The following is an 8,772-nucleotide window of genomic DNA, read 5'->3' on the forward strand; positions in this document are numbered from 1 at the left end:
GGCTGGTTGCTGGTGGATGAAGCCGGACAGGCGTCCCCGCAAGCGGTAGTTGGCGCGCTCTGGCGATCTCGGCGAGCGCTGCTTGTGGGTGACCCCTTGCAACTCAAGGCCATCGTCAACGTGTCCGACGCTGTGCTTGAACACATGCGCACGCGCTATCGCGTCGAGCCGCATTGGCTCCCCAGCAAACAGTCCGCGCAGACCTTGGCGGACCAGGCTACGACGTGGGGCCGCATGGCGGGACCGACCGACGGCAAGAGGTGGGTCGGGTTGCCCTTGGTCGTGCATCGGCGCTGCGACAAGCCAATGCACGGGTTGGCCAACCGCATCGCTTACGACGGCGCGATGGTCTACGGCACCATCGCGCCGCGCACGGACAAAGAAACACGCGCCCGTCTCCAGACGGGATGGATTCACGCCAGTGGGGCATCCGAAGGGAACTGGGTGCCGGCCGAAGGCGAGGCCCTGCGGGCACTTCTCGCTCTGCTGCGCGAGGACGGTGTGGATTCGGCGGACATCTCGGTCATCACGCCTTTCAAGGCCGTCCAGGAGAACCTCAAACGAATGCTCGGTGACACCATGACTTCCGGAACCGTCCACACCATGCAGGGCAAAGAGGCGCCGGTTGTCATCATGGTGCTGGGCGGCAATACCAAAGGTTCCGGCGCGCGCGACTGGGCTGTCTCGGAGCCCAATCTGCTGAACGTAGCGGCAACGCGCGCCAAACGGCGCTTCTACGTTATCGGAGACCGGAACGACTGGCAGAGGCGGGCTCTGTTTTGCGACGTCATGGATCTCCTACCCCTCCTGCGCCTGCCTCAGTGATTAGGGCCAGTTCATGCCCTACCTCGGCTATGGTCCATCGAGCTGCAGGGCGTCGCGGCAAAGGGTCTCGACACGACCGAACCAGATGTTTCAAGGCTAGAACAGGAACGGGCAGGGAGCGCCATCCGGCCCCGAAGCGGCTTCAAGTTGGGGTTCTTGGACCGGTGATCGGACATTCCCGCGCCGCCAGCGTTGACTGTCAACCGCTGGCGTCGGTCTAAACCCTTGAGGTAGCCTCGCTCCATGTCGCAGCTTCGCTGCGTACGCCGCCGCTCCCGGATCGAAGGAGCATACACAGGGCTCTAGCCCACCACCCTTGCGGGGACGCACTCCCCGCCCACGGGGTTCGTGCGTCTCCGCTTTAGTCTTGGAGATGCACGATGACGAATCCCGAAGTACTGAAGCTAAGCAAAGAAGATTTGGCAACGATCATTGAAGGCGGACGCCTGATGTTTCGCCCGAGCGGCAAGCAAGGTAACGGCTCGTTGTGGCGTGACATTGTCACTGAAACAAGCGACTTCGGTCCTGCCTACGTTGGTGAAGCGCTTGAACCGATGGCCATGATTTTCGTGGATGCGGTGAACACAGTTGTTGCATCGGGAAAACTGCCGAGCGAGCTGCTCGCGGCCCTGGTCACACAGCGTAAGCGGGAAGATGCCGCGGCTGAGTCCGGTTGCCAGAACGGTCTCATGGTCGAGAGCTACCTCCTTGCCTCAACGCGGCACATCACGAAAGAAGAACGAGATCTGTTCAACCGTTGGGAGTCTCCCTGGCCCAACATGGAGGTAAGCCTGAGCAGCAGGTCCGGCTGGTTGATCCACCTCGGCGACCTGACGCTCGCTAGTTCACCGAAGATTTCAGACGGGCTCGCAGAACTCTTTCGACGCGTGTGTCTTCGTGGCCTGCACTGCATCCGTTTGGATTGCGACGGCCCGTTGATCGACGGCGTCCCGACCTACATGTGATGACCTTTGCCCCCGGCTTGCCGGGGGATTCACTGCGCAGCCGACGCTGCGTACGCCTCCGCTCCCGGATCAAGGGAGCACACACCGGGCTTCACCCAGCACCGCGCCGCGGGGACGCACTCCCCGCCAACGGGGTTCATGCGTCTCCGTCGCATCGAGGAGACCTACATGCCACATACATGTTCCGTTGAAGATGCCGTACAAAGCAAAGCCGCCCTTTTTAGGGCAGCTGAAGTCGAGTTCGAAGGACAACTGATCCGCGTCTACGGGAAACGAAGAGCGCCGGACGCGCGTTACCGACTTCATCACGCTCCGCTACCTCGAGCTTAAGCCCAGCATCGAGCGTAGCCGCCACGGCCTCGAACGACTGCGTCAACGCGCTACCGAACTTGGTCCTGCCATCCGTTGCGCTTTCGACGAACTGGCCGCCGCCGGCGATCCCGACCGCTGGCGGCCGACCGAAGAAAACCTGCACCGCGTGTTCTAGCTGCAGCAGTTCAATGCAACCCAACCCGGCCCTGCGCCGGGTTTTTCCGACGAGCTTCGAGGAGGCTCGTCGGAAAAACCCGCTGCACCGATATGCGCAGCCTTTCGGCTGCACCGCCCCGCTCGGGCTTTGACCGAGCACCCACCGGCCTTCCGGCCACCCCCGCGGGAGCACGTCTCCCCGCCGGGGGATGCGTGCGCCCGTCCTTTCGAGAGGAGCTGAACATGATTCGCAAAAACACGATCCCCCAACACGTTACCCGCGCTGCACCCGGCTGGGATTCCGACAGTCTGGCGCTTGAGGTGGTCGAGTTGCTCAAGGCGGCGCTCAGCCGTGCCATCAATCAACCTGCTCCCCTCTCACCGGTGCATAGCGCAAAGCCCTCGATGCTTGAAGAACCCATGCGCAACAGCGATACGTATGCTCTGTTGGCCAACCTGCAGCACGCACTTCGCGACCATGTGCAGTCCCTGCGGCTTTTTGACCTGAAGGCACATCTTCCAGCACTGACCGAGATTGCCTGGAAGTCCACGAACCGCCAAACGGAGGACGGCTCAAGCGTTGTTGGCGGGATCGATGAGATTCGCCTGCGTGTAAGGAGCCCCCTCGGCCCGGTGTGGATCAGCCTCGGAGCCGGCGATCTGGATGACCAGTTGGATCGGTTCGTTGAAAGTCTCGAAGGCGCCGCTGGCATTGAGGAACCTTCCGTCGACGCGGCGCTTGCGACAACGACCAACATCCTTGGACTACCGAGGAGCCTTGAGACCTGGAAAGAACTGGCGATTCTCGCGCTCAACTATGTGGAGGACAGTTTCGAAAGCGATGGCCGCATCGATGTCGAGCACTACCTCAAGGAGGTTGTCGACGATCCCGAGCGGCTGGACGCCGGTGCTCTCGCTGAGCCACTCGCGGCAGCCAGGGCCACTGCAGCGGGCTTGTGGGTAGAGAACTACCTCATCGCCTCAAACAGCCACATCAGTGAGGCCGAACGCGTTCAGCTCGATGCGGGGCGAACACCTTCGCCGTACATGGTGGTGAGCCTGACCGGCGACTACGGATGGTTAATCCACCTCGTCGATGCGATTCCCGAGAGTGTCCCGGGCATTTCCGAGGGACTCGCCGCCGTTGTCCGCCTGGCACGCGCGCACGGCCTGCACTACATCCGGCTCGATAGCGAAGGACCCGTCCTCGAAGGAGTCCCGACCTACGAGTGGTGAACTACGCCCCCCGGCTTTGCCGGGGGCTTCTTCTTCAAAGCCGTTGCGGAAGACAGCGTCGGCCATGGTCGCAACGAACACATAGGCTGCCCCTGAGTCGAGGGCAGAGTCGTTCGGCGTGCTGTTCACACCGGTGCTGCTACTGTCCTCGTTAAGCGCTCCGATCACCGCAGTGTCCCCCGACACTGACACCGCATAGCCGAAGTTGTCATCCGCCCCCCTGTTGCTTGCCTTGAGAAACGCCTGCTGCGTCAACGTCATGCCGTCGCCCTGGTACACGTAGACCGCTCCGGATTCGAAGGCACTGCTGTCTTCTCTGTGCGCGCCCACCAACACTGTGGTTTCCGACACCGACACGGACACGCCGAAGTTGTCATTCGCCCGGGTGTTGCTTGCCTTGAGATACGCCTGCTGAGTCCATGTGGTGCCGCTGCGCACGAATACGTAAGCCGCTCCGGCGTTCGGTGCAGAGTCGTTCGGCGAGCTGTTTACACCGGTGGTGCTGCTGTCCTCAGAGGACGCACCGACCACCACCGTGTGTCCCGACACCGACACCGAGATGCCGAAAAAGTCACCCATCCCGGTGTTGCTGGCCTTGAGATAGGCCTGCTGTGTCCAGGTCGTGCCGCTTCGCACGTACACGTAGGCCGCCCCGGCGCTGAAGGCAGAATCGTTCGGCGTGCTGTTCACCCCCGTGCTGCTGCTGCCCTCCAGCCACGCCCCGACCACCACCGTGTCGCCCGACAGTGAAACCGAACGACCGAAGTGGTCACCGCCCCCGGTGTTGCTGGCCTTGAGATAAGCCTGCTGCGTCCATGTCGTGCCGCTGCGCACGTACACGTAGGCCGCTCCAGAGTTCGGTGCCGAATTGTTCGGCGTACTGTTCACACCGGCCGTGCTGCTCTCCTCATCTCGCGCCCCGACCACCACCGTGTCTCCAGACACCGACACCGAGAAGCCGAAAAAGTCGCCCGCTCCGGTGTTGCTCGCCTTGAGATAGGCCTGCTGGGTCCATGTCGTCCCGCTGCGCACGTACACATAAGCCGCTCCGGAAGCCCCGGCTGAGTCATTCGGTGTGCTATTCACACCGGTACTACTGCTGGCCTCCCCATACGCACCGACCACGACCGTGTCGCCCGACACCGCCACCGACTCGCCGAAAAGGTCACCCGCCCCGGTGTTGCTGGCCTTCAGATACGCCTGCTGCGTCCACGTCGTGCCGCTACGCACGTACACGTATGCCGCTCCGGAGTTCGAGGCAGAGTCGTTCGGCGTGCTGTTCACACCGGTGCTGCTGCTTGCCTCTGAAGGTGCCCCGACCACCACCGTGTCGCCCGACACCGACACCGACCGGCCGAATTCGTCACCCACCCCAGTGTTGCTGGACTTGAGATACGCCTGTTGGGCCGAAGGATCGATGAATACCGGGTAGCTGGCACCGCGGTCGTCCACGCTTATGCGGAAGCTGGCGTCCCCTTGGCCCGCCGGACCCGCTTCAAAGCGCGAAGGGAGGCTCTTGCCGTCCTGATCCCATACCTTGAGGCCGGTGTAGGTGATAACTTTGGTTCCGAAGGCGTCGTTGAAGTCCACTGCCTGCCCGGTGGCGCTGAGTTGAGGCCGCAGACCGCCTCGCACGGCGAGGGTCAGTTCCAGTGGCAGCACCGAGCTCTCGGTAGACGGCCGCTGCAAAACCGTGAACCCGTGCTCCAGCCCTCTCTGATCGTTCAAAAACCACTCTTTCAACCCGCGGTCACGAGTGAGAGTGAGACGTTGGCCATCCGCCTCGATGACGGAGGCACCGTCTACCTTGATCTGCGCCCCGCCAATGCCATAGCTCCGTAACTCCAGACCCCACTCCCAGCCGCCGCCCACTGGGCTTGCAGCAAAACCGCGGGGGTCAAAGGTCGTAGTCCATTGCTGTGCGGGATTGCGCGCTTGCCAAGTGTTGCGCGCGCCCGCTACGGGCCGGAAAGCATGCTGCCCCGCCTCATAGGCAGCTCGAATGCTATGCCAGTCGGAGGCATCCAGGCCCTTGGGAACCGGATCAACGAGCGTCAAGTGTTGAGTCTTACTGGAACTCGTCGCGATGTGGCTTGCCGACGGCACTTCAAGCTTGGCGACCGCTTGCATGCTGAGCAAGAGCAGTGAAAAGAATGCGCAAGTCAGCAACCTGGCGACTCTCGAAGTCGACATGATTTCGCTCCATTGGTAGAGGGCTCAAGAACCCAGCCGCATTGGAGAGACTATAGGCCCGTCCAAGGCTGTGCCAACACCAAACGGCCAAAAGCTGCTCGGTCCAGGTCCAGGTCCTGAAGGAGGTTTCCAAACGGTTCCGGTTAAGCAATCTGCCGACCGACATCCGGGCCATCCTCGCCAACATCGAGAAGCGTGGTGCGCTGATGGAAGCGCACTTCGGGCCGGCAACACGCGCACCGCCTGCTGCGGCTGCGCTACCTCCAGCCGGCGACAATGCCAGCCCTCAGCCCAATCTAAGGGAGGCGTACTCGATCTGATGCGGTCAATAGCCAGCAGGAGCGCGCTCGGCCCACTGCCGGCAATCGCTGAGGAATGGTGTCGCCCTGCGCCGCTGCGCGGCCGAGCGAGGCCGCAATCCGGAGAGCGCGCGCACGATCAGTGCCCAAACGACGATTGCACAGCCGCCCACGCTCCGACCGTGGCTCCTTCAACGTGTGGCGGGCAGCAGCACCGAGCGGACGGCTCCCCTCGATGCGGGCCACCTCGCAGCTGGTCGGTGCTCCAACTCCCCCGGCACGCAGAAGTTCAGAACGCATGCTTCCGATCAAGAACTTGGAGCGAGTCGAGTGCGCCCGTAGCAAGGCGCAAGCAAAGACTACGAGGCGAGCATCATCGGCTACGATGTCGGCCGCGAGATGTTCGAGCAAGATCCCCACAAACTTCCAGATCGGCGTGCACGGGCGGCTGCCCATGACTTCTCTGATGGCGGCGATGCATTCTCCGCAGCCCTGGGTTCTTGGGTGTTTTCGCATCTGCGATTGCGACCCGCCAGCCACAGCAAGATCAGAGCCCCATGCCCGTTCAGCATCTTCCCGAATCGACGTACTTGCTGCCAGTTTTGCCGGCAGCGATCGACCCGCCTGCAGTCGAAGTTCGCACCGGCAGCGCTCTTGTGGAGTTGGGGTTTCCCTCGCCGGCGGAGGACTTCGAAGACGACAGCCTGGATCTCAATCGCCTGATCGTGCGCAACGCGCCTGCGACGTTTTTCTACCGCGCGTCCGGAAACTCGATGATCCTCGCCGGCATATGCGATGGCGACCTGTTGGCGGTCGATCGATCGGTGACCGTGCAAGACGGCGATACTGTGTTCGCGACGTGGGATGGCAACGCGCCGTGCTGCAAAATTCTTCGCATCCTGGGCGACCACGTCGAGCTGCACAGCGCAAACCCTCGCCATGCTGCCATCGTTTTTCCGCCCGGTGCCGAGGTGGAGGTGTTTGCAGTCGTCGGCGTCGCACGAAGTTTGCGCCGTGTTCGCGCTCGTTGACGGCAACGCCTTCTACTGCTCATGCGAGCAAGTCTTCTCGCCGGAGCTGCGCGGCAAGCCACTCGTCGTGCTCTCGAACAACGACGGTTGCGCCATCGCACGAACCGACGAGGCAAAAGCGCTCGGTATCCGCATGGGCCATCCAGCATTTGAGCTGCGCGAGCTGGAACGCCGGCGCGGCTTGAAGATGCGGAGTGCGAACTTTGCGCTCTACGGCGACATGAGCGCGCGGATGGTGACGATCCTTCGCGAAGCGGCCCCGCGCGTCGAGGTGTACTCGATCGACGAGAGCTTTCTTGATCTGGCGGGCGTATCCGATCGGGATCGGGAAAGGTTGACGGTGGACTTGCGAGCAAAGCTGCTGCGCTGGATCGGCATACCGACCTGCATCGGGATCGGGCCCACGAAAACGCTTGCGAAGCTCGCGAACAAAGCGGCAAAAAAAGGGCTCGGGATCGTGGACGTCACCGATCCCAGCGATCGAAGGGCGGTACTCGATCGATTCCCCGTAGCAGACGTCTGGGGCGTCGGTCGCCGCTGGGCCGCGAAGCTTGGCGAGCTAGGCGTTTCGACGGCTGCACACCTGCGTGATGCACCGCCCGATCTGATCTTGCAGCGGTTCGGGATCGTGTTGTCGCGCACTCAGCGCGAGCTGCAGGGTTTGTCATGCTCAAACGTGCAAGAGGTCGAGCCGGATCGTCAGCAGATCATGGTGAGCCGCTCATTCGGCGCACGCGTCAAGGATCATGCGGAGATCGCGGAGGCGATTGCCACGTTCACGGAGCGAGCGGCCGCGAAGATGCGGAGGCGTGGCCTGGTTTGCGCGGCAATAGCGATCCATGCAGAGAGCGACGTCTTCCGGCCTGAGTTGCCGCAACATCACCCGTCCCGGTCAATGAATCTTCCAGGGGCAACTGGCGATACCAGTCTGCTGCTCGCCGCCAGCCGACGGATGCTGTGCGGCCTTCTACGGGAGGGCATCGAATACCGCCGCGCCGGCGTGGTGCTTCTGGACCTCGCCAGACCCGAAGCGCTGCAACACGATTTGTTCTCTCCAGGCACTATCGGCAACGCATCGCTGATGACGGCCGTGGACGCAATCAACGCCCGCTTCGGACGCCAGGCGGTCGGGTTTGGCGCTACAGGTTGGCGCTCGGCGCCGGCGTGGGCAATGCGCCAAGCCTTGCGGTCGCCGCGCTACACGACGCGAGCTGACGAGCTGCCCTCGCTGCAATGTTGATAGACCGCTGAGAGTTGAATGAGCACGCCAGGCGTGCAGGAAACTGATCTCAGCATGCTCATCCCGCGGCTACCGTCGAGCCACAGCAAAAAAGCCCCGCATCCTTGCGAGGCTTTCCGTTTTGCGACCTTGGCACAGCTAGCCACGCGCTAACCCGGCGTGAAAGTCGCACCAGAGCTCCGGGGTGGATCTGGCGCCAGTGCTTCCAAGGCGCCGCCAGTTTGCCCAAGTGCGCAGACGACCGCAGTCGGTGAAAAGCTCGGCGTGGGGTAGGAAATTTCCTACCCACGTCGAGCACCCCGTTCCAGCTCCGCGGGCAGTACCCTGCAGGCACACCGCACGATGCTAGGGCCATTTGACGATGTGCTACTCCGCGCAGATCGAAGCCGACTACAAGAAAATGGCGCGGGAGTTCGGCGCCACGATGGACCTCTCCGCGTTTACGGAGCTGTGGCTGGCCGAGAATTCGCCCGGCCCCCGCAAGATCCCGAAGGCCTTGGCCGATTCGCTCCTTA

At 62.7% G+C, this 8,772-nt stretch carries 5 protein-coding genes; 4 read left to right on the top strand and 1 reads right to left on the bottom strand.

What is annotated here, in order from left to right:
- Both ACIQ7H_RS21020 and ACIQ7H_RS21025 read left to right on the top strand, forming a co-directional pair.
- The coding region (locus ACIQ7H_RS21020; RefSeq protein WP_395795247.1) for a DEAD/DEAH box helicase at nucleotides 1-825 on the top strand (825 nt) is incomplete at its 5' end.
- A 380-nt stretch (nucleotides 826-1,205) separates the two neighbouring features.
- Entirely contained in the window at nucleotides 1,206-1,790 is a 585-nt protein-coding gene (locus tag ACIQ7H_RS21025) for a hypothetical protein (RefSeq protein ID WP_395795249.1), read from the top strand.
- A gap of 1,548 nt (nucleotides 1,791-3,338) precedes the next feature.
- Here ACIQ7H_RS21025 and ACIQ7H_RS21030 read toward each other — a convergent pair.
- On the bottom strand, nucleotides 3,339-5,687 hold the full coding sequence (locus tag ACIQ7H_RS21030) for an FG-GAP repeat protein (protein WP_395795251.1): 2,349 nt from the start codon (nucleotides 5,685-5,687) through the stop codon (nucleotides 3,339-3,341).
- An 856-nt stretch (nucleotides 5,688-6,543) separates the two neighbouring features.
- Between ACIQ7H_RS21030 and ACIQ7H_RS21035 the strand changes: the two genes are divergently transcribed.
- Both ACIQ7H_RS21035 and ACIQ7H_RS21040 read left to right on the top strand, forming a co-directional pair.
- Nucleotides 6,544-7,017 carry a LexA family protein gene (locus ACIQ7H_RS21035; RefSeq protein ID WP_395795253.1) on the top strand — a complete coding sequence of 158 codons (474 nt, stop codon included), beginning with the start codon at nucleotides 6,544-6,546 and terminating at the stop codon, nucleotides 7,015-7,017.
- A complete protein-coding gene (locus ACIQ7H_RS21040) occupies nucleotides 7,001-8,257 on the top strand; it encodes a Y-family DNA polymerase (protein WP_395795255.1) in 1,257 nt (418 codons plus the stop codon). Before ACIQ7H_RS21035 ends, ACIQ7H_RS21040 begins: the two co-directional genes overlap by 17 nt.
- Nucleotides 8,258-8,772: the final 515 nt, after the last annotated feature.

The sequence above is a fragment of the Aquimonas sp. genome, assembly GCF_044377145.1.
GTDB lineage: Bacteria > Pseudomonadota > Gammaproteobacteria > Xanthomonadales > Xanthomonadaceae > Aquimonas.

What these genes read in the sequence shown, in the direction of transcription:
- ACIQ7H_RS21025 (WP_395795249.1), top strand. Translation starts at nt 1,206, where the DNA reads ATGACGAATCCCGAAGTACTGAAGCTAAGCAAAGAAGATTTGGCAACG.
- ACIQ7H_RS21030 (WP_395795251.1), bottom strand. Translation starts at nt 5,687, where the DNA reads ATGTCGACTTCGAGAGTCGCCAGGTTGCTGACTTGCGCATTCTTTTCA.
- ACIQ7H_RS21035 (WP_395795253.1), top strand. Translation starts at nt 6,544, where the DNA reads ATGCCCGTTCAGCATCTTCCCGAATCGACGTACTTGCTGCCAGTTTTG.